The 26,607-nt window shown below is 75.2% G+C and carries 30 protein-coding genes; 20 read left to right on the top strand and 10 right to left on the bottom strand.

Annotated features, from left to right (window positions below; genetic code table 11):
• Window positions 1–18 precede the first annotated feature (18 nt).
• The 8 genes from ABTX81_RS02830 to ABTX81_RS02795 all read left to right on the top strand — a co-directional run bounded on the left by ABTX81_RS02830 (window position 19) and on the right by ABTX81_RS02795 (window position 4,706).
• Window positions 19–732 (top strand): TetR/AcrR family transcriptional regulator, encoded by a 714-nt coding sequence (locus tag ABTX81_RS02830; RefSeq protein ID WP_350541139.1) that lies wholly within the window; start codon window positions 19–21, stop codon window positions 730–732.
• 85 nt (window positions 733–817) lie between these two features.
• A complete protein-coding gene (locus ABTX81_RS02825) occupies window positions 818–1,030 on the top strand; it encodes a cold-shock protein (protein WP_350541138.1) in 213 nt (70 codons plus the stop codon).
• A 47-nt stretch (window positions 1,031–1,077) separates the two neighbouring features.
• Window positions 1,078–1,287: a hypothetical protein gene (locus ABTX81_RS39580; protein ID WP_502892698.1), complete on the top strand. Its 210-nt coding sequence runs from the start codon at window positions 1,078–1,080 to the stop codon at window positions 1,285–1,287.
• A gap of 78 nt (window positions 1,288–1,365) precedes the next feature.
• A complete protein-coding gene (locus ABTX81_RS02815) occupies window positions 1,366–1,983 on the top strand; it encodes an ArsR/SmtB family transcription factor (RefSeq protein ID WP_350541137.1) in 618 nt (205 codons plus the stop codon).
• Window positions 1,980–2,717, top strand: coding sequence for an SRPBCC family protein (locus ABTX81_RS02810; RefSeq protein ID WP_350541136.1), 738 nt, complete (start codon window positions 1,980–1,982; stop codon window positions 2,715–2,717). Before ABTX81_RS02815 ends, ABTX81_RS02810 begins: the two co-directional genes overlap by 4 nt.
• Before the next feature lie 93 nt (window positions 2,718–2,810).
• Complete coding sequence (locus ABTX81_RS02805) at window positions 2,811–3,383, top strand: dihydrofolate reductase family protein (RefSeq protein ID WP_350541135.1); 573 nt, start codon at window positions 2,811–2,813, stop codon at window positions 3,381–3,383.
• A 439-nt stretch (window positions 3,384–3,822) separates the two neighbouring features.
• Window positions 3,823–4,341: a GNAT family N-acetyltransferase gene (locus ABTX81_RS02800; RefSeq protein WP_350541134.1), complete on the top strand. Its 519-nt coding sequence runs from the start codon at window positions 3,823–3,825 to the stop codon at window positions 4,339–4,341.
• A 62-nt stretch (window positions 4,342–4,403) separates the two neighbouring features.
• Window positions 4,404–4,706, top strand: coding sequence for a DUF1905 domain-containing protein (locus tag ABTX81_RS02795; RefSeq protein ID WP_350541133.1), 303 nt, complete (start codon window positions 4,404–4,406; stop codon window positions 4,704–4,706).
• A gap of 15 nt (window positions 4,707–4,721) precedes the next feature.
• Here ABTX81_RS02795 and ABTX81_RS02790 read toward each other — a convergent pair whose 3' ends face one another.
• Window positions 4,722–5,603, bottom strand: coding sequence for a GNAT family N-acetyltransferase (locus tag ABTX81_RS02790; protein ID WP_502892697.1), 882 nt, complete (start codon window positions 5,601–5,603; stop codon window positions 4,722–4,724).
• 141 nt (window positions 5,604–5,744) lie between these two features.
• On the opposite strand from ABTX81_RS02790, the gene ABTX81_RS02785 reads away from it, so the two are divergent.
• The 5 genes from ABTX81_RS02785 to ABTX81_RS02765 all read left to right on the top strand — a co-directional run bounded on the left by ABTX81_RS02785 (window position 5,745) and on the right by ABTX81_RS02765 (window position 10,033).
• Window positions 5,745–6,626, top strand: a complete 882-nt coding sequence (locus ABTX81_RS02785) for a CPBP family intramembrane glutamic endopeptidase (RefSeq protein ID WP_350541131.1) — start codon at window positions 5,745–5,747, stop codon at window positions 6,624–6,626.
• Between the two features lies 1 nt (window position 6,627).
• Window positions 6,628–7,983, top strand: a complete 1,356-nt coding sequence (locus ABTX81_RS02780; RefSeq protein ID WP_350541130.1) for a sensor histidine kinase — start codon at window positions 6,628–6,630, stop codon at window positions 7,981–7,983.
• On the top strand, window positions 7,935–8,579 hold the full coding sequence (locus tag ABTX81_RS02775) for a response regulator transcription factor (RefSeq protein WP_350541321.1): 645 nt from the start codon (window positions 7,935–7,937) through the stop codon (window positions 8,577–8,579). Before ABTX81_RS02780 ends, ABTX81_RS02775 begins: the two co-directional genes overlap by 49 nt.
• Window positions 8,580–8,642: 63 nt before the next feature.
• Window positions 8,643–9,599, top strand: coding sequence for an NAD(P)-dependent oxidoreductase (locus ABTX81_RS02770; RefSeq protein WP_350541129.1), 957 nt, complete (start codon window positions 8,643–8,645; stop codon window positions 9,597–9,599).
• 5 nt (window positions 9,600–9,604) lie between these two features.
• The gene (locus ABTX81_RS02765; protein WP_350541128.1) at window positions 9,605–10,033 is read left to right on the top strand and encodes a PPOX class F420-dependent oxidoreductase; all 429 of its coding nucleotides are present in this window, start codon (window positions 9,605–9,607) and stop codon (window positions 10,031–10,033) included.
• A 330-nt stretch (window positions 10,034–10,363) separates the two neighbouring features.
• Here the strand turns inward: ABTX81_RS02765 and ABTX81_RS02760 are convergent, their stop codons facing one another.
• Window positions 10,364–10,723, bottom strand: a complete 360-nt coding sequence (locus ABTX81_RS02760; RefSeq protein ID WP_350541127.1) for a GNAT family N-acetyltransferase — start codon at window positions 10,721–10,723, stop codon at window positions 10,364–10,366.
• A gap of 20 nt (window positions 10,724–10,743) precedes the next feature.
• Window positions 10,744–10,995 carry a hypothetical protein gene (locus tag ABTX81_RS02755; protein WP_350541126.1) on the bottom strand — a complete coding sequence of 84 codons (252 nt, stop codon included), beginning with the start codon at window positions 10,993–10,995 and terminating at the stop codon, window positions 10,744–10,746.
• Window positions 10,996–11,098: 103 nt separating this feature from the next.
• Between ABTX81_RS02755 and ABTX81_RS02750 the strand changes: the two genes are divergently transcribed.
• Complete coding sequence (locus ABTX81_RS02750) at window positions 11,099–12,346, top strand: DUF418 domain-containing protein (protein ID WP_350541125.1); 1,248 nt, start codon at window positions 11,099–11,101, stop codon at window positions 12,344–12,346.
• Here ABTX81_RS02750 and ABTX81_RS02745 read toward each other — a convergent pair.
• Window positions 12,339–12,944: a mycothiol-dependent nitroreductase Rv2466c family protein gene (locus tag ABTX81_RS02745; protein ID WP_502892701.1), complete on the bottom strand. Its 606-nt coding sequence runs from the start codon at window positions 12,942–12,944 to the stop codon at window positions 12,339–12,341. The two genes, ABTX81_RS02750 and ABTX81_RS02745, sit on opposite strands and share 8 nt — an antisense overlap.
• 352 nt (window positions 12,945–13,296) lie before the next feature.
• On the opposite strand from ABTX81_RS02745, the gene ABTX81_RS02740 reads away from it, so the two are divergent.
• Window positions 13,297–14,091, top strand: coding sequence for a metal-dependent hydrolase (locus tag ABTX81_RS02740; protein ID WP_350541123.1), 795 nt, complete (start codon window positions 13,297–13,299; stop codon window positions 14,089–14,091).
• Between the two features lie 88 nt (window positions 14,092–14,179).
• Here ABTX81_RS02740 and ABTX81_RS02735 read toward each other — a convergent pair whose 3' ends face one another.
• Together ABTX81_RS02735 and ABTX81_RS02730 are read right to left on the bottom strand one after the other, a co-directional pair.
• Entirely contained in the window at window positions 14,180–15,232 is a 1,053-nt protein-coding gene (locus ABTX81_RS02735; protein WP_350541122.1) for a DUF8832 domain-containing protein, read from the bottom strand.
• A gap of 47 nt (window positions 15,233–15,279) precedes the next feature.
• Window positions 15,280–15,561 carry a metal-sensitive transcriptional regulator gene (locus tag ABTX81_RS02730; protein ID WP_350541120.1) on the bottom strand — a complete coding sequence of 94 codons (282 nt, stop codon included), beginning with the start codon at window positions 15,559–15,561 and terminating at the stop codon, window positions 15,280–15,282.
• A 189-nt stretch (window positions 15,562–15,750) separates the two neighbouring features.
• On the opposite strand from ABTX81_RS02730, the gene ABTX81_RS02725 reads away from it, so the two are divergent.
• From ABTX81_RS02725 to ABTX81_RS02710, 4 genes are all read left to right on the top strand, one after another.
• Window positions 15,751–16,026, top strand: a complete 276-nt coding sequence (locus ABTX81_RS02725; RefSeq protein ID WP_350541119.1) for a heavy-metal-associated domain-containing protein — start codon at window positions 15,751–15,753, stop codon at window positions 16,024–16,026.
• 140 nt (window positions 16,027–16,166) lie between these two features.
• Window positions 16,167–18,416, top strand: coding sequence for a heavy metal translocating P-type ATPase (locus ABTX81_RS02720; RefSeq protein ID WP_350541118.1), 2,250 nt, complete (start codon window positions 16,167–16,169; stop codon window positions 18,414–18,416).
• A gap of 321 nt (window positions 18,417–18,737) precedes the next feature.
• Window positions 18,738–20,618, top strand: coding sequence for an APC family permease (locus tag ABTX81_RS02715; RefSeq protein ID WP_350541117.1), 1,881 nt, complete (start codon window positions 18,738–18,740; stop codon window positions 20,616–20,618).
• A gap of 81 nt (window positions 20,619–20,699) precedes the next feature.
• Window positions 20,700–21,998 (top strand): M64 family metallopeptidase, encoded by a 1,299-nt coding sequence (locus ABTX81_RS02710; protein WP_350541116.1) that lies wholly within the window; start codon window positions 20,700–20,702, stop codon window positions 21,996–21,998.
• Between the two features lie 181 nt (window positions 21,999–22,179).
• Here ABTX81_RS02710 and ABTX81_RS02705 read toward each other — a convergent pair whose 3' ends face one another.
• From ABTX81_RS02705 to ABTX81_RS02695, 3 genes are read right to left on the bottom strand one after another with little or no spacing between them, the layout of a single operon-like run.
• Window positions 22,180–22,968 carry a GNAT family N-acetyltransferase gene (locus ABTX81_RS02705; RefSeq protein WP_350541115.1) on the bottom strand — a complete coding sequence of 263 codons (789 nt, stop codon included), beginning with the start codon at window positions 22,966–22,968 and terminating at the stop codon, window positions 22,180–22,182.
• Between the two features lie 9 nt (window positions 22,969–22,977).
• Window positions 22,978–23,817: a helix-turn-helix transcriptional regulator gene (locus tag ABTX81_RS02700; protein WP_350541114.1), complete on the bottom strand. Its 840-nt coding sequence runs from the start codon at window positions 23,815–23,817 to the stop codon at window positions 22,978–22,980.
• Between the two features lie 50 nt (window positions 23,818–23,867).
• Entirely contained in the window at window positions 23,868–24,962 is a 1,095-nt protein-coding gene (locus ABTX81_RS02695) for an ABC transporter substrate-binding protein (RefSeq protein WP_350541113.1), read from the bottom strand.
• A gap of 657 nt (window positions 24,963–25,619) precedes the next feature.
• Here ABTX81_RS02695 and ABTX81_RS02690 point away from each other — a divergent pair.
• A complete protein-coding gene (locus ABTX81_RS02690) occupies window positions 25,620–26,240 on the top strand; it encodes an MBL fold metallo-hydrolase (protein WP_350541112.1) in 621 nt (206 codons plus the stop codon).
• Here ABTX81_RS02690 and ABTX81_RS02685 read toward each other — a convergent pair.
• Window positions 26,230–26,403 (bottom strand): hypothetical protein, encoded by a 174-nt coding sequence (locus ABTX81_RS02685; protein ID WP_350541111.1) that lies wholly within the window; start codon window positions 26,401–26,403, stop codon window positions 26,230–26,232. The two genes, ABTX81_RS02690 and ABTX81_RS02685, sit on opposite strands and share 11 nt — an antisense overlap.
• Window positions 26,404–26,607: the final 204 nt, after the last annotated feature.

Genomic DNA, 26,607 nt, shown 5'->3' with positions numbered 1-26,607 from the left:
CCCCCGATCGGAGGACCCGTGCCACTCACCCGCAAGGGCACCGCGACCCGGCAGCGCATCGTCGAGGGCGCCGCCGACCAGATCCGCGAACAGGGCGTGTTCGCGGTGCGGTTGGAGGACGTGATGGCCCGCACCGCGACCAGCAAGAGCCAGCTGTTCCACTACTTCCCCGGCGGGAAGGACGAACTGCTGCTCGCCGTGGCCCGCCACGAGGCGGCCCGGGTGATCGCCGACCAGCAGCCCGAACTCGGCTCCCTGACCTCCTGGGACGCCTGGGAGCGCTGGCGCGACAAGGTCGTGGCGCGCTACCGCGCCCAGGGCAGCGACTGCCCGCTGCACGCGGCGCTCGCCCAACTCGGCGGCGCCACCGACGCCACCCGGCTGGTGGCCGGTGAACTCATCGCCGGGTGGCAGCAGTTGATCGCCGCCGGCATTCGCCGGATGCAGGCCGACGGCGGGATCGCCCCCGCGCTGGACGCCGACCGGGAGGCCGCCGCCCTGCTGGCCGGCGTCCAGGGCGGTGTGCTGATCCTCCTGGTCACCGGCGGCTCCGCCCACCTGGAGGCCGCCCTCGACGCCGGCATCGCCCGGCTGCGCGGGCCCGCTCCCGTGGCCAACGCGCATCTGTCGGTCCGCAGCGAGGGCGTCGGCTGGATCCTGCACACCGGCGACGAGAAGGTGGCGATCCAGGCCGACCTGAGGGTCCACGGAAACCTCCACGCGGACAGCTGACAACCACCGCTACGCTTCGCGCAGGCCCGACCCCGCTGCGTGAGAGACTGGCGCGGTCAGCGTGACCCTCGTGCAAGGAGAAGACATGGCCGAGCGCCAGAACGGCGTCGTGAAGTGGTTCAGTGACGAGAAGGGCTACGGCTTCATCACCCCGGAGTCCGGTCCCGACCTGTTCGTGCACTTCAGGGCGATCGAAGGGGGCGGCTTCAAGTCCCTCGTCGAGGGCCAGCGGGTGTCGTTCGAGGCGGTCCAGGGCCAGAAGGGGATGCAGGCCGACAAGGTGCGCGTCGAGGGCTAGCGAAGGAATCCCCGGCCGGGGCCCACGCACTCGCGTGGGCCCCGGCCGTGCGTGGCGCTTTCCGGGGGTGGGCGCGGGCGTCCCGGCTGCGCTTCCCGGAGGCCGGCCGGGCGCCGGCCGACGGGACCGTCGCCGAGAGCGCCGGGATCTCCGCCCGCCTCTGCGCCGGCATCCCCGCCGAGGACCTCGCCGCGGCCGGCCGCGTCCTGGCCCTGATCGCCGAGCGGGCCAACGCCGAGCCGGCCGCCACCGCCTGACCCGGGGCGACGCGAACCGCCGCCACCGACAGGTGTTTTTTCCTTGACAAATTTTTTTGTCGGCAGCACTCTGGAGACGTGCTGGACGTCGCTGTGATCGAAGACCCCGCCGCGGCCGAGGCGTCCCTGGACCCCATCCGGTCCCGGATCCTCGCCGCCCTGGCCGAGCCCGGCTCGGCCGCCATGCTGGCCGTCCGCCTGGGCCTGCCCCGGCAGAAGGTCAACTACCACCTGAAGGAGCTGGAGCGGCACGCACTGGTCGAACTCGCCGAGGAACGGCGCAAGGGCAACGTCACCGAACGGGTGTACCGGGCCACCGCCGCCTCCTACGTGATCTCGCCCGCCGTGCTGGCCGCCGTGAGCCCGGACCCGTCCCGCTCGCCCGACCAGCTCTCCGCCCGGTGGCTGCTGGCACTGGGCTCCCGGCTGGTGCAGGAGGTGGGCACCCTGCTCACCGGCGCCGCCCGGGCCCGGCGGCGGGTCGCCACCTTCGGCATCGACGCACAGGTGCGGTTCGCCTCCGCGGCCGACCGCACCGCCTTCGCGGACGAACTCGCCCAGGCGGTGGCCGTCCTGGTCAGCCGCTACCACGACGAGTCCGCCCCCGGCGGCCGCACCCACCGGGTGGTCGCCGGGCTCCACCAGATCCCCGCCACGGACACCGGCGCCGAGCCGGGACAGGAGAACGCACGATGACCCACCCGTTCGAGATCGAACTGGAGACCGTCCTGCCGGCGAGCCCGGACGAGGTCTGGGAGGCCATCGCCACCGGGCCGGGCCTGGACTCCTGGTTCATGGGCCGCAACGAGCTGGACCCGCGCGAGGGCGGCACCGCCGCCATGGAGATCGGGGGCCACCGCGAGGACGCGGTGATCACCGGCTACGAGCCCGGCAAGCGGCTGGCCACCCGCACCGCGACCGCCGAGAACGGCCGCTTCATGGCCTTCGAGTACCTCATCGAGGGCCGCGAGGGCGCCGCCACCGTGCTCCGCGTCGTCCACAGCGGCCTGCTCGGGGACGACTGGGAGGACGAGTACGACGCGCTGCGCCGCGGCTGGCCGTTCCACCTGCACACCCTGGGCGAGTACCTGGCCCACTTCCCGGGCCGCACCGGCGCCCCGGTCTTCGCCGTCGCCCCGGTGGCCGGGCGGCCGGCCGGGGAGCTCCGCGACGCGCTGGCCCGCGCGCTCGCCCTGGCGGAGCCGCCCGCCGTCGGCGCGCGGCTGCACGCCGAGCCGGCCGGACTGCCGCCGCTGGACGGCGAGGTGGTCTGGGCGGACGGCGAGCGCTTCTCCGTCCGCACCGGCGACGGCCTCTACACCTTCCACCACAGCACCGGGCTGGTGCTGATGTTCCACCACCTCTTCGGCCCCCGGCCGGAGGGCGCCGAGGCCGCCTGGCAGCAGTGGCTGACCGGCGTCCTCGCCTGACCCGGCCGCCGGCCCCGCACACTCACGTCACCACCGTTCACCACCGTTCACCACCGTTCACCATCGCTCACCATCGCTCACCGAGGAACCATCATGCGCACCCTGATCAGCACCGCGTTCGTCTCCCTCGACGGCGTCGTCGAGGCCCCCGGCGGTGAACCCGGCTACCGCAACTCCGGCTGGACCTTCAAGGACATCGAGTTCGTCCCCGAGGCCTACGAGATCAAGGGGCGGGAGCAGGAGGAGGCCGCCGCCATGCTGCTGGGCCGGGTCAGCTACCAGGCCTTCAGCCCGGTGTGGCCGGACATGGCGGAGTTCGCCCGCTACAAGGAGCTGCCGAAGTACGTCATCTCCACCACCCTCACCGAGGACGACCTGGTCGGGAACTGGGGTGAGACCACCATCCTGCGCTCGCTCGACGAGGTCGCCGCCCTGAAGGAGACCGAGGGCGGCCCGATCATCGTCCACGGCAGCGCGGCCCTCAACCAGGCGCTCTCCGACGCCGGCCTGATCGACCGCTACCACCTGCTCGTCTACCCGCTGCTGCTCGGCGCCGGCAAGCGCCTGTTCAGCGGCACCGACAAGGACGCCCAGAAGCTGCGGCTGGTCGAGCACGCGGTCTACTCCAACGGCCTGCAGAAGCAGGTCTTCGACGTCGTCCGCTGACGCCGCTCCCCGCCGCCGCCCGGAGGCCCACGCCGCCCGGAGGCCCACGGCTCCCGGAGACCCCGGGCGGTTCGGCGTCCCCGGGAGCGGTGACCGCCCCCTCGCGCCCCTTCGCGCCTCGTCCGCCACGCGCGGCGGGGCCGTCCCACCGCACCGCCTCCTCCGGCCACCCGGGCCGCCGAACAGCGCGGCCTCCCCGGCGGTGACCGTGATGCCGAGCAGCCCGTCGGCGGCCACCGACTCCTGCGGGGCGTCCCGGCGGCCCCGGTGGTGGCCGAACCTGCCGGTCCAGGACCCGTGCGGGCCCGGTCGGGCGAGCGTTCGTCCCGGCTCCGCGGGCAGTCGGTATCCCCTCGCCGACCGGACCTCCCGGCGCGCCTCGGGCCCACGCCAGGCCCCGCCGCTGCCCGTGGGCCCGTCGGGGTGGCAGCATGCGGGGATGAGCGATCGTCAGAACATCGTCGTGCCGCTGGAGAGCTACGAGCCCGCCGAGATATTCGGTGACACCCCGGACCCGTTCGGGGTCGCCGAGTGGGGGATCACCTGGCGGCCCAAGGAACACCACGTCGGGATCCGCGCGGAGCCGGACGGCAGGCTCGTCGCGCACGCCGGGCTGGTCGTGCTGCCGGTGTCGGTGGGCGGCCGGCGGGAGGACGTCGTCGGGCTGGGCGGTGTGGCCGTCGCCGCCGACCGGCGCGGCCACGGGCTCGCCCGCGCGGTGGTGGACGGCGCGCTGGCCCGCGCCCGCGACCTCGGACCGCGGCTGGCGATCCTCTTCTGCCGCCCCGACGTGGCCGGCCTCTACGCCCGCCTCGGCTGGCACCCGCTGGAGGGACCGGTCGAGGTGGAACAGCCCGCCGGCCCGACGGTGATGCCGCTGCGCACCATGTGGTTCCCCCTGCACGAGGGCGCGCGCGGGCCGGAGGGCGCCGTGCGGTTGCACTCCCTGCCGATGTGAGCGCCGGCGCGACGGGACGCCTGAACGGCCGGGATGTCAGTGCCGCGTGCGATGCTGGGGCCGTGGTGTTCGATTTTGAGGCCGAGCTCTGGATCTGGGATGCCCGGCGCGCCGACAGCTGGACCTTCGTCAGCCTGCCCGTCGAGGCCTCCGAGGAGATCCGCGACGTGGCCGCCGGCCCGCGCCGCGGCTTCGGCTCGCTACGGGTGCGGGTCACCCTCGGCGGCAGCGCCTGGCAGACGTCGATCTTCCCGGACAGCACCCGCGGCTGCTACGTCCTGCCCGTCAAGCGCGCCGTCCGCACGGCCGAGGACCTGGAGCCCGGCGACATCGCCACCGTCACCGTCGAACTCATCGACCTCTGACCGGCGGACCCACCGCTACAGCGTCCGCTGGTACTGGTGGGTCTCGTGGGTCGGCCGGTAGCCCAGGGCCTCGTTGACGCTCCGCATGGGGGAGTTGTCCTCGGCGGTGTCGGTCACCAGGCCGGCGAGCAACGGGTACCGCTCGCGCGTCCGGCGGATCGCCTCGGCCTTCATCCGCAGCGCCAGCCCGCGGCCGCGGTGGGCGGGCAGGACGGCGGTGCCGTAGTGCAGGCCGTCGCCGAGGCCGTCGGCCGGGACGACCAGTTCGGTGAACCCGGCCATCGAGCCGCGGGCTGCGGTCACGGCCGCGACGGTGTGCAGGTGCTCGCCGCGGTCCGCGACGGCCCGGGCCGCCGCCCGCAGCCGGTCGACGTCCCAGGTCATGGTGCCGTAGTCGACCTCGCCCATCGGCATGTCGTCCATCGCCCGGCGCGCGGCCGAGTAGGAGGCGGCGAGGTCGTCGGGGACGGCGCCGTCCCACGACACCAACCGGTACTCCTCGCAGCCCGCTCCGGCGTCCCCGGCCGCGCCCGCCGCCCCCGCCGCCGCCAGGTCCAGGCGTGCGTGCCGCAGGGTCAGCGCCTTGCGGAACCCGTGTGCCGCCAGGAACGCCGCACCCGCCGTCCCGTCCTCCGCCGGGGCCACCACGGCCCGCCGCCCCTCGGCCCGCGCCGTCGCCAGGGCGGCCTCCACCAGCCGCGAGCCGACGCCCCGGCGGCGCTCCACCGGGTGCACCCGCACCGCCAGTTCGGCCAGGTGCGGCTGTCCCGGGTCGGTGGACAGCCGCAACGATGCCGTCCCGAGGGGGTTCCCCTCCCCGTCCACCGCGAGCCAGACGAGCCGCCGACTGTACGGACCCTGGTCGGGACCGGTCAGAAGGGTGACACGAATCGACAAATTCTCTCCAGGTGCGGTCGGTGAGGGGTGCACCTAGCTGTACCCCGCTTGGGCAGCTACCCGCAATGGCCGCAGGCCCCCGGGACGGAAGAGTCGACGCCGAAGGAAGCACGCGATCGAGCGGACCGGAGGGCGGACGACATGCGGGGACAGAGGGAACAACGGCGGCGCGGGGCGTGGGCGGCGGAGGCGGCGGTGTTCCTCGCCGTCGCCTTCCCCGCCGCCGGCGCCCTGGGCGCGCTCCAGCCGGCCACCGGGATCCCGGACGAGGTCGTCCAGCTCACCCAGTTCGGCCCGGCCGCCGGGGTGCTGGTGGCGGCCCTGGTGTGGCCGGCGCGGACCCGGCGGCGGCTGGCCGGGGCGGGCGCGGGGACGGGCCGGGACGACACCGCCTGGGCGGGCCCGGGCCGGGCCGGGCGGTGGCTGCTGCTCACCGCGCCGCTCATCATCCTGCTGGCCGCCGGCGCCTACGCGCTGCTCGACGGCGACGCCCGGCTGACCGACCCCCGTGCGCTCGCCCACCCGTTCACGCTGATCGTGCTGGCGCAGCTGGTCGGGGCCTGCGGCGAGGAGATCGGCTGGCGCTGCTACCTCCAGCCGCTGCTGCGCACCCGCTTCGGGCCGCTCGCCGCCTCGGTGCTGGTGGGCCTGTTCTGGGGCGGGTGGCATGTGCAGGTGTTCGCGCAGCGGCCAGGGTACGCGGCCGGGTTCCTGCTGGCCACGGTGGCGATGTCGGTCGTCCTCGGGCTGGCGCTGGAGGGCGTGCGGGCGAACCGGCTGCTGCTCGCCGGCGGCTTCCACACCCTGGTCAACCTCGGGATGCTGCTGGCGATGGACGAGGAGGACGGCGCCGTGCCGCCCATGGTGCTGTTCGGCGGCGCCTGCCTGGTGGCGGCGGTGCCGTGGCTGCTGCGGGCCCGGAGGCGGGCCCGGCCGAGCGCCCGTCGGCGGACCGGGGCGTCCCCGGAGCGGCCGGAGTCAGCGCCGGATAGGATCCCGGCGGCGCGGTACGGGGCGCGCTGAGGTGACGGAGCGACGGGCGGGCATGACGGCGGGGCGGGACGGCGCGGGGGTGGCGGACACGGCGCGCGCCCAGCTGCGCGCGCTGGCCCGCTGTCAGCGGCTCTCGCTGTACTCCCTCGCGGTGAGCGCGGTCGGCGCGCTGGTGGTGGGGGTGCTGATGCTGCTCCCGATCGGGCTGGGCCGGCCGCTGCTGCCCGGCGCGGCGGAGGCGCTGCGCCGGCTGTCCGACCGCTACCGCGCCTGGACGGTGCGCTGGACGGGAACCGCGATCAGCCCGCCCGAGCCCCTGCCGCCCGCCGACGGCCCACGGAGCCGGCGGGCCGTGCGCATCCTCGGCGACGACGGCTTCTGGCGGGACCTCAGGTGGTCGTGGCTGGAGCCGTGGACCGGCGGGATGCTGGTCGCGGTGCCGCTCTGGCTCGTCGGGTTCGGGCTGTTCGGCGCGGTCGTCCAGCCCTTCGTCTGGCCGTGGCTCGGCCCGAGCAACTGGTACGCCTTCGTGCCCGTCGACTCCACCGGCTCGATGCTCGCCGCCGCCGTGCTCGGGCTGCTGTTCACCGCGGCGGGCCTGCGGCTGGCGCCCACCATGCTGGAGCTGCACGCCCGTTGGAGCCGGCGGGCGCTCGCCGCGCCGTACACCACCGAGCTGGAGCGGCGGATCGAGCACCTGACGGACACCCGGGCCGAGGCGCTGGACGCGCGGGCCGCCGAACTGCGGCGCATCGAACGGGACCTGCACGACGGCGCGCAGGCCCGGCTGGTGGCCGTCGGCATGGCGCTGGACGAGGCGACCCGGCTGCTGGACAGCGAGCCGGTCCGCGCCCGCGCGCTGCTGCGGGAGGTACGGGCCGGCTCGGCGCGGGCGCTCCAGGACCTGCGCGACCTGGTCCACGGCATCCACCCGCCGATCCTCACCGACCGCGGCCTCGGCGACGCCGTCCGCTCCCTCGCGCTGGACAGCTTCCTCGACGTGCACGTCACGGCCGACCTGCCGGGGCGCCTGCCGGCCCCGGTCGAGACCGCCGCCTACTTCGCCGTCGCCGAGCTGCTCGCCAACGCGGCCAAGCACTCGGGCGGCCGCGAGGTGACGGTCCGCCTGGCGCACGCGGGCGGCGTGCTGCGCGCCGTCGTCGCGGACGACGGCCACGGCGGCGCCCGCCCGGAGGGGGGCACCGGCCTGCGCGGCGTGGTGCGCCGGCTGAGTACCGTCGACGGAACCCTCGCCCTGCACAGCCCGCCGGGCGGCCCGACCACCGTGACCCTGGAGATACCGTGCGAGATCCCCTGCGAGATCCCCTCAGAGATCCCCTGCGCGTCGTCCTCGCCGAAGACCTCTTCCTGCTCCGGGACGGCCTGATCCGCACGCTCCGGGAACACGGCTGCGAGGTGGTCGCCGCCGTCGACAACGGACCGGCCCTGCTGCGCGCGCTGCGCGAACAGGAGCCGGACGTCGCCGTGGTCGACATCCGCCTGCCGCCGGGCTTCACCGACGAGGGCCTGCGCGCCGCCCTGGAGGCGCGCCGGTCACGGCCCGGCCTGCCGGTGCTGATCCTCTCCCAGTACGTCGACCAGCTCTACGCCCAGGAGCTGCTGGCCGACGGCGAGGGCGCGATCGGCTACCTGCTCAAGGACCGGGTCACCCACACCGCCCAGTTCGTGGACGCGGTGCGCACCGTCGCGGGCGGCGGCACGGTGATGGACCCCCAGGTGATCGCCAAGCTGCTGGCCCGCGGCGACGCCCGGGGCACCACCGCCGAGCTGACCCCGCGCGAGCACGAGGTGCTGCGGCTGATGGCCGAGGGCCGCTCCAACGCCGCGATCATGCACACCCTGCACATCGGCGAGAGCGCCGTCGCCAAGCACACCGCGAGCATCTTCGCCAAGCTCCGCATCGAGGCCTCCGCCGACGACAACCGCCGCGTCCTCGCCGTCCTTGCCTACCTCAAGCGCTGACGCGGCGTCAAAAATCCTTGAACGCTTGACCTTCACACTGATGTGAAGGTTCAGGATGGCGCCATGACCGACGATCGGAACGGACCCCGGAACGCCCCAGCGAATGACACCCGAGCCCCCGTCGCCGTCCTCGGCCTCGGGCTGATGGGACGGGCCCTGGCCGGCGCCTTCCTGCGAGAGGGCCACCCCACCACGGTGTGGAACCGCACCCCCGGAAGGGCCCCCGAACTCGCCGACGCGGGAGCCCGTCCCGCCGCCTCGCCCGAGGAGGCGGTGGCCGCCGCCGCCCTGGTGGTGGTCTGCGTGTCGGACCACACCGCCGTCCGCGACCTGCTCGACCGCATCGACGCCGCCGGCCCGGGCCTGCTCACCGGCCGCGTCCTGGTCAACCTCACCTCCGGCACCGCCGCCCGGGCCCGGGAGAACGCCGCCCGGGTGGCCGCCGCGGGCGGCGGGTACCTGGACGGCGCGATCCTCGCCGTGCCGCCGGCCATCGGCACGCCCGAGGCCGTCGTGCTGTACAGCGGCGCTCACGCCGACTTCGAGCACCACGCGCCCGCGCTGCGCGCCCTCGCGCCGGACGTCACCGCCCACCTGGGCGAGGACCACGGCCTGGCCGCGCTGCACGACTCCGCCGTGCTCGGCCTGATGTGGAGCGTGCTGAACGGCTTCCTGCACGGCGCCGCGCTGCTCGGCGCGGCGGGCGTGGACGCGTCGGCCTTCGCCCCGCTCGCCGCCCGCTCGACCGAGACGGTGGCCGGCTGGCTGGCCGGCTACGCCGCCCAGATCGACGCCGGCGCCTACCCGGCCGACGACGCCACCCTGGAGACCCACCTCGCCGCGATGGACCACCTCGCCGAGGAGAGCGCGGCCCTCGGGGTGAGCACCGAACTCCCGGACCTGGTCCGGACGCTGGCGGGGCGTGCGGTGGCGGCCGGTCGGGGCGGCGCGAGCTACGCCGCGCTGGTCGAGCAGTTCCGCCGCTCCGCCCCGTCCACCGGGGAGGGTGTCGGAGAATGACCGCCATGACGACGACCTTCGACCCCCGCGCCCTGCTCGCCGACAGCCGTCTCGGTGTGCTCGCGACCCTCAGGTCCGACGGGCGGCCCCAGCTCTCGCCCGTGATGCCGTACTACGACCGGGCCGCCGAGCGGCTCTACGTCTCGATGACGGAGGGCCGCGCCAAGACGGCCAACCTGCGCCGCGACCCGCGCGCCGCCCTGGAGGTCACCCGCGCCGACGGCCTGGCCTGGGCCACCGCCGAGGGCACGGTGACCCTGGTCGGCCCGTCGGCCGACCCCACGGGGCCCGAGGTGGAGGTCCTGGTCGACTACTACCGGCGCGCCGCCGGCGAGCACCCGGACTGGGACGAGTACCGCGCCGCCATGGTCGCCGACCGGCGCGTCCTCATGATCCTCGCCGTCGACCACGTCTACGGCGCGCAGCTCGGCTAGGTGTACGGACCACGGAGGCCGGTGACGGGGTTCACGGCGCGGTGATCTTGAAATGAGTGAGCGCCCTCCGGCTCGGTGTGGATCGCGACATCTGCGCCGGCACCGTCCACCGGGTCCTGGCCCGCCACCGGATCGCGCACCTGCCCCACCCCGCCCGCGCCAGGGGACGCCCGGTGCGGCGCTACGAACGCGCCGCACCGGGCGGGTTGGTCCACGCCGGCACACGAAGCCCGGCAACATCCCCGACGGCGGCGGCCACCGGGCCCTGCGCCACCCCACCGGCAGGAAGAACAGCACCGGCCCGCTGCGGCCCGCCGGGAGCCGTGGCGGTCAGGTGCGGGCGTCGGCCGGGGTGACCGGGCGGTGCATGGTGGTGACGGCGCCGAAGCCCAGGAGGGTGCGCAGGTACGGGGTCCGCTCGGTGCGGGCGGCCGTGAAGCCGTGGCGCTCGTAGAGGGCGCGGGCACGCGGGTTGACGTCGATGACGTCGAGCCGCACGCGGTGGCAGCCGTGCTCGGCGGCGACGGCCGCGATCTCGGTGAGCAGCCGGCCGCCGGTGCCCAGGCCGCGCCGCCGGGCGTCCACGGCGATGCCGTCCATGACCAGCTCGCCCGGCTCGGGCCTGCGTTCGAACAGGGCGAGGACGGCGAGCCGGGGGAGGCCGCGGAACGGGCCGTAGGCGGCGAGCACGTCGCCGGGGCCGCCGCCGGTCAGGCCGCGCCCGCCGAGCCGGTAGCCCGCCCGCCGACGACCTCCCCGCCGTGCACGGCGACGATGCCGCGGTCGTGGTGGAGGTGCTCGGCGATGAACGCGCGGCCGGCCTCGGGCGGGTCGAGCGCCGGGCCGAGCTTGCGGCCGAAGGCCTCCCAGTAGAGCGCGGCGACCCGCGCCTCGGCGCCGGCCGGCACCGCGCGCAGCAGCGTCGGGGCGCCGTTCCCGGCGTTCCCGTCCTCGATCCCCATGGCGGTGCGCCCCTCTCGTCTCGCTCGGGATTTGCGCGATCGAGCATATAACGTTCATGCTCGAAACGAGAGTTTCCATGGCGATAGTTCTGGAGGGGATTCCATGGAACAGACCCGCCCCGGGACGGCCACCGCCGTCGCGCCGACGCGGCTCGCGGACGTCGACGCGCTGCGCGGCTTCGCGATGTTCGGCATCCTGACCGTCAACATCACCTACCTCGCCTCCGCCTACCACGGCACCGGCGTCGACGAGCCCGGTTTCGGCTCACCGCTCGACACCGGCGTGCGGGCCGTGGTGGCGCTGCTGTTCGAGGCCAAGTTCTTCCTGCTGTTCTCGTTCCTCTTCGGCTACGGCTTCACCCTGCAGCTCGAATCCGCCGAACGGCACGGCGCCCGCTTCACCCCGCGCTTCCTGCGGCGCCTGGCTGGCCTGTTCGCGCTCGGCGTGCTCCACGCCGTGCTGCTCTTCCCCGGCGACATCCTCACCACCTACGCGGCGCTCGGGCTGATCCTGCTCGCCCTGCACCGGATCCGCCCGCGCACCGCGGTGCGCACGGCCGTCGCGCTGCTCGCGGTCACCGCCACCGCCTACCTGCTGCTCGCCCTGGCCCTGCGCGGCGCCGACGGCGGCGACCCGGCCGCCGCCGCGGCCGACGCGCAGCGCGCCACCGAGGCCCTGCGCGGCGGATTCGGCTCGGTCGTCGGCGCGCACCTCGACCAGCTGCCGGACGTGCTGTTCCTGCTGGTGTTCTTCCAGGCCCCGGCGGCCCTCGCGGCCTTCCTGCTCGGCCTGGCGGCCGGCCGGCACCGGGCGCTGGCCGACCTCGCCCGGCACGAGCGGCCGCTGCGCCGGCTGCAGGCCGTCGGCTTCCCGCTCGGGCTGCTCGGCGCCGCCGTCTACACCTGGTCGGCGCTCGGCCACCCCGGCCCCGCCGCCCAGGTGTTCGCGCTCGGGGTGGACGTCGTCACCGCGCCGCTGCTGGCCGCCGCGTACGCGGCCACCGTGCTGCGCCTGGCCGGCGGGCGGCACGGGCGGCGGCTGGTCGCGCTGCTGGCGCCGCCCGGGCGGATGACGCTCACCAACTACCTGACCCAGTCGCTGGTCTGCGTGCTGCTGTTCACCGGGGTGGGGGCCGGTCTGGTCGGGCGGGTGGCGCCGGCCGGGGTGGCGTTGATCGGCGTCGCGCTGTTCGCGGCGCAGGTGGTGTTCTGCCGCCGGTGGCTGGCCCGGCACCCGTACGGGCCGGTGGAGTGGCTGCTGCGCGCCCTCACCACGCTGTCCCGGCCGCGCCGGCACGGCGCGGCCGGGGCGGACCCGGGGGCCGGCGGCCCCCGGAGGCCGCTCAGCTGAAGTCCAGCGATCCCGTCCGGGTGCGCTTGAGCTCGAAGAACGCCGGGTGCCCGGCCAGCAGCCGGACGCCGTCGAAGACCTTGACGGCCTCCTCCCCGCGCGGGATCGCGTTCAGCACCGGACCGAAGAACGCGGTGCCGTCGACGTGGATGGTCGGGGTGCCGACGTCCTCGCCGACCGGGTCCATGCCCGCGTGGTGGCTGCGGCGCAGCGCCTCGTCCCATGCGGTGGTGTGCGCGGCCTCGGCCAGCTCCTCCGGGAGGCCGGCCTCGGCCAGCGCCTCCCGGACGAGCTTGTCGTCGGCCTCCCGGTCCTCGACGTGCAGCCGGGTGCCGAGCGCGGTGTAGAGGTCGCGCAGCACCTCGACGCCGTGCTGCTCGGCGGCGGCCACGCAGACCCGGACCGGGCCCCAGCCGGTGTCGAGCAGCCGCCGGTAGCGCTCGGGCAGGCCCTCGCGGCCCTCGTTGAGCACGGACAGGCTCATCACCCGGAAGGTGAGGTCGAGGTCGCGGTGCTTCTCGACCTCCAGGATCCAGCGGGAGGTGATCCAGGCGAACGGGCAGACGGGGTCGAAGTAGAAGTCCACGGTAGTGGTCACATTGGTCACCCGGCCGAGCGTAGGGGCCGGGCGGACCACCGGGAAGGGCCGGTCCGGCTCCAGTTTCCTGGGCCACTTCCCGGAGCGGGCGGCCGGGTGCGCGCCGGGACGGGCGCGGGGGCGCCCGCCGGGGCGCTCACGACGCGCCCGGGCCGCGAAACCATCCTCAGCGGTGATGCCCCGTCAGCGTCCCTGCTTGGAAGCCTCCCCCTCAGTGCTGAATCCCATCCGCCATTCGAGTGAATTCACGGTTCACGATCTTTTCGATCATGGGCGACTATGCTGCCGCCCCGTCAGGCCCTCGCGAAGCCCTCGCGATGGGCGGATCGGGACGAGGGCGGGAGCCGAGAAGATGATGGGACCGGCGCATTCGCTGTCCGGCGCGGCGGCGTGGCTGGGCGTGGGGGCGATCGCGGAGGCCATGGGCGAACCGATGCCCTGGCCGGTGCTGCTGACGGGGGCGCTCATTTGCGCGGGCGCCGCCCTGGCGCCGGACCTCGATCACAAGGCGGCGACCATATCCCGGGCGTTCGGCCCGGTGTCGCGCGTCCTGTGCGAGGTGATCGACAACCTCTCCTACGCCGTCTACAAGGCGACCCGCAGCAGGCACGACCCGCGCCGCTCCGGCGGTCACCGCACGCTGACCCACACCTGGGTCTGGGCGGTGCTCTGCGGCGCGGGCGCGTCGGCCGTCACCGTGTACGGCGGACGCTGGGGCGTGCTGGCGGTGCTCTTCGTGCACATGGTGCTGGCGATCGAGGGGCTGCTGTGGCGCCAGGCCCGGGTCTCCAGCGACGTGCTGGTCTGGCTGCTCGGCGCGGCCTCGACCTGGCTGATCACCGGGGTCCTGGACAAGCCCGGCAACGGCTCGCTCTGGCTGTTCGACCAGCCCGGCCAGGAGTACCTGTGGATCGGCCTGCCGATCACCCTCGGCGCGCTGGTGCACTGCCTGGGCGACGCGCTGACCGTCTCGGGCTGCCCGGTGCTGTGGCCGATCCCGATCGGCCGCAAGCGCTGGTACCCGCTGGGCCCGCCGAAGGGGATGCGCTTCCGGGCCGGCAGCTGGGTGGAGCTGAAGGTGCTGATGCCGGTGTTCATGGGCGCCGGCGGCCTGTGCGCGGTGGGCGCGCTCGGCTATTTCGGCTGAGCGGTCCGCCGTACGGTGACCCGCGAACGGGCCCCGCACCGGGAGGAGTTCCTCCGGTGCGGGGCCCGTTCCGCGTGGCCCGGCGCTCTCAGTGCCGATGCCCCGCGCCACCGTGCCCGGCCGGCGTCGCCTCCCCGCCGGCGGGCGCGGCCGTCGGCTCGGCGGTCGGTGCGGTCGGTGCAGTCGGTGCAGTCGGTGCAGTCGGTGCGGCGCTCGGCACGGCGCTCGGCGCGGGCGCCGGGGTTCCGCCCACCGGGAGGGTGAACGCGGCGGTGTGCACGGTGCCCTGGTGCCGGAAGTCCAGGAACAGCCGGTACTCGCCGCCGCTGGGCGCCGTGGTGGTGAAGGTGATCGCCGGACCGCCGGCCGTGGCGGCGCCCTCGGGCAGGTGGCCGTCGGGGTGGACGTGCAGGTAGGCGAGGTCGCCGGCGCGCAGCGCGACCAGGTGGCCGGCCGCGCCGAGGTACGGCTGGAGGTCGGTGACGGGCCGCCCGTCCCGTCCGACGTTCAGCGTCAGCTGCCCGGCCAGGCCCGGGGTGAGCTCGCCGTCCAGGGTGACCGTGTAGCCGTCGACGGTGACGGTCCGTCCGGTCGGCGGCAGCGCGGCCGGGCGCAGCTCGCCGGCGGCGTGCAGGTCGGCGCCCAGCGTCAGGCCCTCGGCGGCGCCGGCCGGGGTGAAGTCGGCGAACACCCGGTACTCCCCGGCGGCCGGCAGGGCGACGGGCGAGCTCCAGGTGCCGTCGGCGTCGCGCACGGGGTGCAGGTGCTGGAAGGTGGAGAGGTCGCGCGGGGCGACGATCAGGTGCAGCTCCTTCTCGTGCGCCGGGCGGTACTCGGTGACCGGGCGGCCGTCGGCGCCGAGGACCCGGAACCGCAGCTCGGCCGGGGCGCCGGCGGTGACGAAGGGGTCCTCCAGGGCCAGCGTGTAGCCGCGTTCGGAGACCTGCAGTCCGCCGGGGAGCCGTTCCGCGGCCGCCGGTGCGCCGACGGCGGCCGGAGCCGGCGTGTGTCCGGCGTGCGCCGCACCGGTGGGGCGCGGGGCGGGCGTCCCGTCGCCGGTGAGGTGGCCGGCACCGTACGCGGCGCCGAAGACGGTGGTGACCCCGGTGGCGAAGGCGGCGATCTTCAGGGCGGTGTTCATGGCGGACTCCTCGGTGCGCGGGCGTGGGGTGAGCGGGGGCGGACGGTTCAGGCCCGCATCAGGCGGGCGATCGCCTGCGTGGCCTCGGTGACCTTGGCGTCCGCTTCGGCGCCGCCCTTGGCGATGGCGTCCTGGACGCAGTGCCCGAGGTGGTCGTCGAGCAGTTGCAGGGCGACCGACTGGAGCGCCTTGGTGACGGCCGAGATCTGGGTGAGCACCTCGATGCAGTAGCTGTCCGTGTCGACCATCCGCTGCAGTCCGCGGATCTGGCCCTCGACCCGGCGCAGCCGGCGCTGGACCTGGTCCTTCTCGTGGTGGTAGCCGGGCATGTGGATCTCCAGGGGTCGTCGAGCCGGTCCTCCGACGCCCTCGATTAGATACCCCTAGGGGGTATGGAGTCAAGGTTGGTCGGCGGCAGTCCCGGGGTTGCGGGGCATACCCCCCAGGGGTATAAAGGGACCCGAAGGCAGTACCCCCACTGGGTATCGCCAATCCACTGCTCACCTCAGGGGGCCCCCATGTCCTGCTGCTCCAGCGACGGCACCTGCTCCACCGGCACGACCGTCACCGTCGACCCCGCCGCCGTCACCACCGTCTACGCCGTCGCCGGGATGACCTGCGGCCACTGCGAGCAGGCCGTCGGCAAGGCGGTCTCCGCCCTCCCCGGCGTGACCGCCGTGCGCGTCGACGTCCCGGCCGGCCTGGTCACCGTCTCCGCCGCCGCGGAGCTGGACGAGGCGGCCCTGCGCGCCGCCGTCGACGACGCCGGCTACGAGCTCACCGGCCGGGCCTGACCGCCCGGCGGGCCCGGGGCCCGGCACCCCGGCCGGCGCCCCGTCCCGAACCCCCTGGGGGTATCGGGCCCCGGGATCCCGACCCGCCCCACCGCCTCACCGCCTCACCGCCTCACCGACGCGACCCACGAGGAGCCCAGATGACCACCCAGGCACCCGCCTCCACCGAGGTGGAACTCCAGATCGGCGGCATGACCTGCGCCTCGTGCGCCGCCCGGATCGAGAAGAAGCTCAACCGCATGGACGGGGTCACCGCCACCGTCAACTACGCCACCGAGAAGGCCAAGGTGAGCGTCACCGGCGCGATCGAGGTCGCCGACCTCATCGCCACCGTCGAGGCCACCGGCTACACCGCCGCCGTGCCCCGCCCCGCCGTGACCGGGAGCGCGTCCGAAGGGGAGCCCGCCGAGCCCGCCGACGAACTCGCCCCGCTGCGGCAGCGGCTGATCACCGCGCTCGCCCTGGCCGTCCCGGTCATCGCGATGGCGATGGTGCCCGCCCTCCAGTTCGACAACTGGCAGTGGCTCTCGCTCACCCTCGCCGCCCCCGTCGTCACCTACGCCGCCTGGCCCTTCCACAAGGCCGCCTGGACCAACGCCCGGCACGGCGCCGCGACCATGGACACCCTGGTCTCGCTCGGCACCGGCGCCGCGTTCCTCTGGTCGCTGTGGGCGCTGTTCCTCGGCCACGCCGGGATGCCCGGCATGCGGCACGGCTTCGAGTTCACCATCGCCCGCTCCGACGGCTCGTCCAACATCTACCTGGAGGCCGCCGCCGGCGTCACCGCCTTCATCCTGGCCGGCCGCTACTTCGAGGCCCGCTCCAAGCGCACCGCGGGCGCCGCGCTCAAGGCGCTGCTGGAACTCGGCGCCAAGGACGTCACCGTGCTGCGCGGCGGCGCCGAGGTCCGCGTCCCGGTCGCCGAGCTCACCGTCGGCGAGCTGTTCGTGGTCCGCCCCGGCGAGAAGATCGCCACCGACGGCGTGGTGGTCGAGGGCGCCTCCGCCGTCGACGCCTCGATGCTCACCGGCGAGTCCGTACCCGTCGAGGTCGGCACCGGCGACGCCGTCACCGGTGCCACCGTCAACGCCGGCGGCCGCCTGGTCGTGCGGGCCACCCGGGTCGGCGCCGACACCCAGCTCTCCCGGATGGCCAAGCTGGTCGAGGACGCCCAGAGCGGCAAGGCCGCCGCCCAGCGGCTCGCCGACCGGATCTCCGCCGTCTTCGTGCCCATCGTCATCACCCTGGCCCTGGCCACCCTCGGCTACTGGCTCGGCACCGGTGAGGGCTGGACCGCCGCCTTCACCGCCGCCGTCGCCGTGCTGATCATCGCCTGCCCCTGCGCCCTCGGCCTGGCCACCCCGACCGCCCTGATGGTCGGCACCGGCCGCGGCGCCCAGCTCGGCGTCCTCATCAAGGGCCCCGAGGTGCTGGAGAACACCCGCCGGGTCGACACCGTCGTCCTGGACAAGACCGGCACCGTCACCACCGGCCGGATGACCCTGCTCGCCGTGCGCACCGCCGCGGGCGTCACCGAGGAGGAGGCGCTGCGGCTGGCCGGGGCCGTCGAGCACGCCTCCGAGCACCCGATCGCCGCCGCCATCGCCGCCGCGGCCGCCGAGCGGCTCGGCCCGCTGCCCGCCGTCGAGGGCTTCGAGAACGTCCCCGGCCTCGGTGTCCAGGGTGTGGTGGACGGCCACGCGGTGATCGCCGGCCGCGAGTCGCTGCTCGCCGAGTGGTCGCAGCACCTGCCCGCCGCGCTGGCCGAGGCCAAGCGCGCCGCCGAGGCCGGCGGCCGCACCGCCGTCGCGGTCGGCTGGGACGGCGAGGCACGGGCCGTGCTGGAGGTCGCCGACGCGGTCAAGCCCACCAGCGCCGAGGCGATCGCCGAACTGCGCGCCCTCGGGCTCACCCCGGTCCTGCTCACCGGCGACAACCGGCTCGTCGCCGAGGCGGTCGCCGCCGAGGTCGGCATCCCGGCCGAGGACGTGATCGCCGAGGTGCTGCCGCAGGACAAGGTCGCCGTCGTCCAGCGGCTGCAGGGCGAGGGCAAGGTCGTCGCGATGGTCGGTGACGGCGTCAACGACGCCGCCGCGCTCGCCCAGGCCGACCTCGGCCTCGCCATGGGCACCGGCACCGACGCCGCCATCGAGGCCGCCGACCTCACCCTGGTCCGGGGCGACCTGCGCTCGGCCGCCGACGCCATCCGGCTCTCCCGCAAGACCCTCGGCACCATCAGGAGCAACCTGTTCTGGGCCTTCGGCTACAACGTCGCCGCCCTGCCGCTGGCCGCCGCCGGCCTGCTCAACCCGATGATCGCCGGCGCGGCGATGGCCTTCTCCTCGGTCTTCGTGGTCGGCAACAGCCTGCGGCTGCGCACCTTCCGCTGACGGCCGGCCCACCTTCGCCGACGGCCGGCCCGCCGACCGCGGGAGCCTCCGGAACCACCCGGTTCCGGAGGCTCCCGCGCGTCCGGGGCTCCCGCCTCACCGTCGCACTGGCCCGATGAGGGGACACCACCGAGGCGTTCCCGCAGGTCGGCGGCCCGGTCGCATAGCCTGTCGCCCTGCCGCCCCGCCCCCGGCCGGACGGCTTTCGGGACCGTGGACAAGGGGTGCAGGGTGGCTTCCTCGGGGACGGAGGGCCCGGGCGCAAGCGCCCCGGGACGCGGCCGGCGGTTCCGGGCCTGGCTGCTCGAAGGCCTCTCCGACATGGCCAAACAGCACCCCGGCCCGCACGCCCAGCTCCCCGCCGAACAGGGCCGCCCCTGGTGGCGGGTGATGTGCCTGACCGGCCTCGACTACTTCTCCACCCTCGGCTACCAGCCCGGCATCGCCGCCCTCGCGGCCGGCCTGCTCTCCCCGGTCGCCACCGTCGTGCTGGTCGTCGTCACCCTCTGCGGCGCCCTGCCCGTCTACCGCCGGGTGGCCGTCGAGAGCCCGCACGGCCAGGGCTCGATCGCGATGCTGGAACGGCTGCTCTCGTTCTGGCAGGGCAAGCTCTTCGTCCTCGCCCTGCTGGGTTTCGCCGCCACCGACTTCATGATCACCATCACCCTGTCCGCCGCCGACGCCACCGCCCACCTGGTCGAGAACCCGCACCTGAACAGCGCCCTGGCCGGCCGGCAGGTCCTCATCACCCTGGTGCTGATCGCCCTGCTCGGCGGCGTCTTCCTCAAGGGCTTCAGCGAGGCGATCGGGCTGGCGGTCTTCCTGGTCGCGATCTACCTCTCGCTCAACGTGGTGGTCGTCGTCACCGGCTTCTACCAGGTCCTCCGGTCCCCGCACGTGGTCGGGGACTGGGCGGACGCGCTCACCGCCGAGCACGGCAACGCGTTCGCGATGATCGGCGTCGCCCTGGTGGTCTTCCCGAAGCTGGCGCTCGGCCTCTCCGGCTTCGAGACCGGCGTCGCCGTCATGCCGCACATCGAGGGCGACCCGGACGACACCGAGGAACGCCCCACCGGCCGGATCCGCGGCGCCCGCAAACTGCTCACCACCGCCGCCCTGATCATGAGCGTCTTCCTGATCACCACCAGCATCATCACCACCCTGCTGATCCCCGAGGAGGCCTTCGAGAAGGGCGGCCAGGCCAACGGCCGCGCGCTCGCCTACCTGGCCCACGAGTACCTCGGCAACACCTTCGGCAGCGTCTATGACCTCTCCACCATCGCCATCCTCTGGTTCGCCGGCGCCTCCGCGATGGCCGGCATGCTCAACCTGCTGCCCCGCTACCTGCCCCGCTACGGCATGGCCCCGCACTGGGCGAAGGCGGTGCGGCCGATGGTCATCGTGCTCACCCTGATCGCCTTCCTGGTCACCTGGATCTTCGACGCCAGCGTGGACGCGCAGGGGGGCGCCTACGCCACCGGCGTCCTGGTGCTGATCAGCTCCGCCGCCATCGCCGTCACCATCGCCGCCCGCGCCGCCCGCCAGCACGGCTGGACCATCGGCTTCGCGGTCATCGCGGGCGTCTTCCTCTACACCACGGCCCTCAACATCGCCGAACGCCCGGACGGCGTGAAGATCGGCGCGTGCTTCATCGCGGCCATCATGCTCGTCTCCTTCCTCTCCCGCCTCAAGCGCGCCTTCGAACTGCGGGTCACCGACATCGTCTTCGACGAGGCCGCCGAGCGCTTCGTGCGCGACTACACCCACCGGCCGCTGCGGCTGATCGCCAACGAGCCGAAGAGCCGGGAGCTCACCGAGTACCAGGCCAAGAAGCACCAGATCCGCGCCGACAACGACATCCCCGCCGAGGACGACCTGGTCTTCGTCGAGGTGACGGTCCGTGACCCGTCCGAGTTCGAGGCGGTGCTCACCGTGCACGGCGAGGTCCTGCACGGCCGCTACCGGGTGCTCAGCCTGGAGAGCTCCAGCGTGCCCAACGCGCTGGCCGCGCTGCTCCTCACCGTCCGCGACCGCACCGGCCAGCAGCCGCACATCTACTTCGAGTGGACCGAGGGCAACCCGTTCGCCCAGTTCCTGCGCTTCTTCCTGTTCGGCCAGGGCGAGGTCGCGCCCGTCACCCGCGAAGTCCTCCGCGAGGCCGAACCGGACCGCTCCCGCCGTCCGCGGGTGCACGTCGGCTGAGGGGTTGTGCCGACGGGTCGTCAGCTGCCTAACATGGCGGACCCGTCCCGCCGTCCCGCCGTTCGTAGAGGAGCAATTCCCGTGCGCCATCGCAGGTTCGGCTCGATCGCCCTGACCGGTGCCCTCGCACTCGTCGCCCTCGGCAGCGCCCCGGCCGGCGCGGCCGCTCCGCCGGCCACCCGGCACGGCGTCGAGGTGTTCGGGGAGGACGGCTCGATCGGCCGGGCCACCGCGCCCGCCGCCTCCCCGTACCTGGCCGGCGGGCGGCCCGGACTCGCACCCGTCCCCGGGGACGGCGAGGTCACGTCGATCCAGCGCGGCGGCGATCCGGCCGGCAAGGTCGACGTCGTCGTCATCGGGGACGGCTACACCGCCGCCGAGCAGGGGAAGTTCCGCGCCGACGCCGCCGCCAAGTGGCAGGAGCTGAGCGCCGTCGAGCCCTACGCCACCTACCGGGGCCTGTTCAACGTCTGGGCGGTCGCCACCGTCTCCGCCGAGTCCGGCATCACCGGCGACCCGGACCGCGACACCGTCCGCGACACCGCCCTCGGCTCCTACTTCTGGTGCGAGGACATCGAACGCCTGCTCTGCGTCGACACCAAGGCCGTCGAGACCTACGCCGCCAAGGCCCCGCAGGCCGACCTGGTGCTCGTCGTCGCCAACACCGCGAAGTACGGCGGCGCCGGCTACAACGTCGCCTCCCCGCTCGGCTACGACGGCATCGCCACCGTGGCGGGCGGCAACCCGAGGGCCGGCCAGATCGCCGTGCACGAGACCGGCCACTCGCTGGGCAAGCTCGCCGACGAGTACTTCTACGACGGGGACGACGTCTACCCGGCCGAGCTGGGCGAGCCGGACGAGCCCAACATCAGCATGTCAACCGCCGACCGGCTCGCCCGCGACCACGCCAAGTGGTACCGCTGGCTCGGCCGCACCTCGCCCGACGGGGGAGTGGTCGGCAGTTACGAGGGCGGCGGGTACTACCCCAAGGGGCTGTACCGGCCCACCGGGAACTCGATCATGCGCTCGCTGGGCCGGGAGTTCAACCTGCCCGGGCGGGAGGCGATGATCGCCGGATTCTACCGGCACGCCGTCCCGCTCACCAGTCCCACCCCGGCCGGCACCCCGCTCACCCGCGCCGACCGCCTCACCGTCGACCTCCCGGTCGCCGGCACCATCCTCACCTGGTCGGTGGACGGCCGCGAACTCCCGCAGCTGCGCGGCCGTACGGCGGTCAGCCTGGCCACCGTCCCCCTCCCCGGCCCGCCCGGCCGCCCCCACACCCTCACCGCCACCGCCACCGACCCCACCCCCGCCGTCCTCGACCCCGCCCTCCGCCCCCACCTCACCACCGCCCTCACCTGGCCCGTCACCCGCTGACCCCACCCACCGACGCCCTGCCCACCCGCGCGGGGAGCGGGAAGTCGGCCTGCCCGACTTCCCGCTCCGGCCCACGCCGTGCGCCCTCGCCCGCCCGGGGCGCGAGAAGCCGGCGGGTCCGACTTCCCGATCCGGGGCGGGCTTCCTCCGGCTGTGCGGTCGGCGGGTCGGCTTCTGTTCGTCAGGCCGCCGTGAGGACGGCTTCGTCGTAGGGGGTGACGGTGGTGAAGCCGAGGCGGCGGTAGAGGGGGAGGGCGGTGGGGTGGTCGGCGCGGACGTTGAGGCCGATGTGGGTGGTGCCGCGGGCGGCGAGGAGGTGGCAGAGGTGGGCCGTGCAGGCGGCGGCGAGGCCTCGGCCGCGGGTGTCGGGGTGGGTGGTGACGTTGCCGATCACCGCCACTCGGCGGCCGGGCGAGGAGACGTGCACGCCGGCCGCCGCGATCAGCCGGCCCGCGTCGTCCCGGATCCCGACGTACGGGCCGGTGGTCAGCATCCGCTCGTCGAACCAGTTGCCCGGGTACCCGGCGGCGAACAGGGCGAGCAGGTCCGGCAGGTCCCCCGGGGTGAGCGGCCCGACGCCGCGCCCGAGGTGGGGTGCGAGGGCGGCGCGGTCGGTGAGCGCCATCCGCAGCATCGCCGTCCGGTGCTCGGCGCGGTAGTCCGGTGCGAGGGCGTCGACCCCGCCGGGGGTGAGGTGGGCGAGCAGCCGGCGCGGCAGCACCGGACGCATCGCCCGCAGCAACCCGGCCAGCGCGTCGGCCCGTTCGGGCCGGGCCAGGCCGAGCAGGGTGGGCACCTCCCCGACCGCGTACAGCAGCGCCACCGGGCCGTCCGCCGAGGCGGTGTACCAGGCGGTGTGCGACCAGAACGGCTCGTCCAGGTCGCCGAGTTCGAAGAGGTGCAGCTCAGGGTCGCGGCCGAACCGGTCGGCGAGCACCGCCCGGTCGTGCAGCGCGGAGAGGGAGGGCACCCGCCCAGCCTACGCCCGTCCGTCGGCGCCCCGGCCGGCCGGGCCGAGGAGCGCGCGCAGGCGGCCGGGCGGCAGGCCGGCGGTCCGGTGCACCACCCGGGTCAGATGGGCCTGGTCGGTGAAGCCCAACTCCTGGGCCAGCGCGGCAAGTCGCGTCTCCCCCTCGGTCAGTCGCTCCAGTGCGAGGGTGACCCGCAGCCGGTTGCGGTAGCGGGCGATCCCCTCGCCGGTGGCCGCCCGGAAGATCCGGCTCAGGTGGTACGGCGAGCAGCCGACCGCCCGTCCGAGCTGGTCGAGCCCGAGCCCGAGGTCGGCCGCCAGGGCCGCCCGCGCGGCGTCCACCAGCCGCCGCCGCTCGGCGTCCCGGGCCGGCCGGCCGCTCTCGATCCTGGCCGCCGAAGCCAGCACCGACAGCACCTCGCCCGCCAACGCCAGGGTGCGTTCGGCGAGTTCGAAGGAGTCCGCGCCGTCGCGCGCCCGGGCGACGAGCAGCCGGTGGGCCATCGCCGTCCCGGGCGTGGTGAACGCCATCCCCTGCGGCACCTCCGGGTCGCCGCCGAGCAGTTCGGCCACCTGCGGCTCGGAGAGCACCAGCTCGGTGTAGACGTCACCACCGCACGGATGTGCGAACTGCTGCTCGCAGCCCATCCGTTCGACGTACACGCAGGCCGGGTCCAGCACCTGCTCGACCCCGTCCGCGCGCCCCTGGAACATCCCGCGCCGCACCAGCACCAGCCCGAACACCGGCGCCGGCCGCACCTCCGTCCACCCGTGCGGCGGGTCGAGGCAGGACACGTCGGCGACGTACAGGTCGTCCCCGTCCAGCAGGCACGTACGCTCCACCGCCATGCCCGCACCCTACCCGCGCGCCCACCCGCTGTCGCCGGCCGCGCCCCCGTTCAACCGGTGTGCAGGACCCGGAAGTTGCCGAGGTCCGCCGGATCGCGGTCGACGACCTGGACCGGCGGCCACACCCACTGCAGGACGCCGACGCCCGGCGTGCGGGAGAACCGGATCGGCCCCCGGGTACCCTCCACGGCGACCCGCTCCCAGTCCACGCCGCCGGGGGAGCGCAGCGCCTCGGCGAGGACGGTGACCGTGTCGTAGCCCTCGAAGGCGACGAAGGACGGCGCCTCCGCCAGCCGCTCGCGCAGGGCCGCCCCGACGCGGGCGCCGAGCGGCCCGAGGTGCTCGGGCAGGTAGCGCAGGAACGGGATCGCGGCGCCGTCCCCGCCCAGCAGCGTCCGCCACTCGGGGAACTCCGGCTGCCCGGCCGGCGCGCCGATCAGCAGCCCGGCGAGGCGCGGGTCGCGGCGGACGGACCGGACGATCGGCACGGCCGGCTCGGGGTGCCCGACCAGCAGGAGGAGGGCCGTCGCACCGCTGTCGACGAGGGAGTCGCCCAGGGCGGCGGGGGCCAGGGCCCGCGCGTCGAGTTCGACGACGGTGCCGCCGTGCGGGGCGAGGTGCTCCCGCAGGATGCCGGCCCCGGACGCCCAGTAGACGCTGGGCTCGGTCGCCACGGCGATCCGGCGGTGGCCCGCGGCGAGCAGGAAGTCCGCGTAGGTCCGCCAGCCGTGGGACTGCGCCGGGGCGAGGCGGGCGACCCGGTCCGTCGGTGCGTCGGTGAGCGCGTCCAGGACCGCCGACGAGCAGAGGAACGGCAGGCCGAGGGCGTCGGCCCTGGCGGCGGCGGTGCGGGCGACGACGCTGTGGTACTCGCCGGCCAGCGCGGCCACCCCCAGGTCGGCCAGTTCGTCGACGGCCGCCTCGGCCCGCCGGGGATCGGCCGCGGTGTCCCGCACCACCAGTTCGAGCGGCCGCCCGGCGATCCCGCCGGCCTCGTTCACCTCGGCGGCGCCCAGTTCGAGTCCGGCGAGCAGGTGCCGGCCCGCCTCGGCCCAGCCGGGCCGGGTGAGCGGGACGAGGGCACCGATCCGGACGGGCGCGCCGTCGGTCCGCTCAGGCTCAGGTCGCGATGGTGACGTGCTCATGCGTCGGCGTCTCCCGTGTGGCGAGTCGGTGGTGACGGGCCCGGACCGCGGGGCGGCGAGGCCCGTGATCATGCCGGACATTGCAACCACGGCGGTCCGCGGATGGCAAGCGATTATCGGCGGCTCGCCCGGGCGGGAGCGGATCGCACAAGAAACGACAATCCGTGGGGGCGGGCGCGGCGGGAAGGTGGGGGTGGCCGGCGCCCCGGACGGGGGTCGGGGCGCCGGCCCGGCCCGTCGGCCCCCGTGCCCTGCCAGAGGAGTACCGGTGAACGATCCGACCCTTCCCTCCGCCGCTCCCTCCGCCGCTCCCTCCGCCGCGCCCGGCCGCCGCACCGTGCTGCGCGGGGCGCTCGCCCTCGCCGGCGCGGCGGCGCTCGGCCCGCTCGCCGCCACCACGGCCGCCGCGACGGCCGCCGCGACGCCGTCCGCCGGGGCCGCCGTCGCCGTTCGGCGGTTCGGCCGCTACGAGGTGCTGGCGCTGCTCGACGCGCACGGCCCTTCCCGGGCACCCGGCAGGCCGCCTTCCCCGACGCGACGGCCGCCGACTGGGAGCACGCCCGGCGCCTCGACCCGGCGGCCTTCGGCGCCGGCGACACCTGGGAGCTGGACTTCCGCTGCTACGCCGTCCGCCGCCCCGGCGGCCGGGTCACCCTGGTGGACACCGGCATCGGCCCGGTCGGCAGCCCCGCCTCCGGCTGGGCGCCCGTCCCCGGCGAGCTGCCCGCCGTGCTCGAACGGGCCGGGATCGCCCCGGCGGACGTCGAGGCGGTGGTCCTGACCCATCTGCACGAGGACCACTACGGCTGGTCGGTCACCCCCGAGGGCGTACCGGTGTTCCCGAACGCCCGCTACCTGGTGCAGCACGCCGAGGTCGCGGCGCTGGGGCCGACCAGGACGGCGCGCACCTATGTCGTCGAGCCGCTGCTGCGCGCCGGGCGGCTGTACGAGGTCGACGGCCGGACGGTGCTCGCCGGCCACGGCCGCCCCGGCGGCGCGGTCACCCTGCTGCCGACCCCCGGACACACGCCGGGCCACCAGTCGGTGCTGGTCGAGGGCGGCGGCGAGCGGCTGCTGGTGACCGGGGACGTGCTGGTCCACGCCGTCCAGCTGGCCTCGCCGGCCGTGCGCTACGCCTATGAGGCCGATCCCGCGACGGCCCGCCGCAGCCGCGAGCAGCTCCTCGACGACGCCCGCCGCACCGGCGCCGTGCTCGCCACGGCGCACCTCAACCGCCCCTTCGTCCGGCCCTGGGCGGTGGACGGGCTCACACGCTGACGCCTTCCCGCAGGCTCTCGGCGGTCGCCCGGTGGAGCGGTCGACCAGGACGGACGGCCGGCTGGTCGGGGGCGTGGCCCTGGAGGATGCCGCCGATCTCCGCCCGGGCGGCGGCGAGCGCGCCGTCCAGGCCGGTGGGCGGGCCGATCGGCTCGACGATCACCTCGCGGCGGACGACAGCGGCGGTACGCCGCGCCGGTCTCGGCGGCGGCCCGGACACGGCCGTGGTGATGACGGTCGGCGACACCCACAAGGGCCGGACGGAGCCGGCGCCGGGCCGGCTCGGCAAGGTCGCCCCCTACCCCCCGGTGCGGGAGGGCGCGGGGGAGGGCCCGCACCGGGGCGGGCGGATCGCGGCCGTCCGGAA

The sequence above is a fragment of the Kitasatospora sp. NPDC097605 genome, assembly GCF_040302725.1.
In the GTDB taxonomy this organism is placed as follows: Bacteria; Actinomycetota; Actinomycetes; order Streptomycetales; family Streptomycetaceae; genus Kitasatospora.
Note: the sequence above shows the minus strand (reverse complement) of the source record. Positions and strands in the feature narration are given on the sequence as shown.